The organism is Mesorhizobium sp. M7A.F.Ca.CA.002.09.1.1, from assembly GCF_003998555.1.
In the GTDB taxonomy this organism is placed as follows: Bacteria; Pseudomonadota; Alphaproteobacteria; order Rhizobiales; family Rhizobiaceae; genus Mesorhizobium; species Mesorhizobium ciceri.
On the sequence record NZ_RZRR01001539.1, the window covers coordinates 1 to 544 of the forward strand.

General features: G+C 63.6%; 1 protein-coding gene and 1 pseudogene. Both read left to right on the forward strand.

Features of this window, described 5'->3' with window-relative positions; all coding sequences use genetic code 11:
• Positions 1-243, forward strand: a pseudogene (locus EN994_RS34520) (ABC transporter ATP-binding protein); the annotation flags it as partial.
• 82 nt (positions 244-325) lie between these two features.
• Positions 326-544, forward strand: a 219-nt coding sequence (locus EN994_RS34525; protein ID WP_164746579.1) for an ABC transporter substrate-binding protein, incomplete at its 3' end; no start/stop codon positions are given.

The window sequence follows — 544 nt, forward strand, 5'->3', positions numbered from 1 at the left end:
GTGCTGCTGCTCGATGAGCCTTCGGAAGGCATACAGCCGAACATCGTGCAGTCGATCGCCGAGCTGGTGCCGCGCATCGCGCGCAAACGCAGCATCGCGATCGTGCTGGTCGAGCAGAATCTCGATCTCGTTCTCAAGGCATCGGACCGCTGCCTGGTGATGGAGAAGGGCAGGATCGTCCATGAAGGCGCGCCGGAGGCGTTCGCCGACGAGACCCTGCTGAAGGATCTGTTGGCCCTATAAGGCGCGCCTGAAGCGCGCCTGGGAGCTTGTTGACTTGTAAGGCGTGCATGGGGCGCGCCTGGGACTGGAAGGGAACACAACAATGATAAGCAGAAGAACTGTCTTGAAATCCGGCGGCGCCGCGGCCGCTTTCGCCATGGTCGGTGCGCCGTCGGTCCTGCGCGCCGCCGACACCGTCAAGGTCGGCCTGTCGATCCCGATCACCGGGCTGCAGGCGATCCTCGGCGAGACGCTGCTCAATTGCTACAAGCTCGCCGCCGCCGAACTGAACGCCGCCAATGGCATTGGCGGCGTTCAGTTC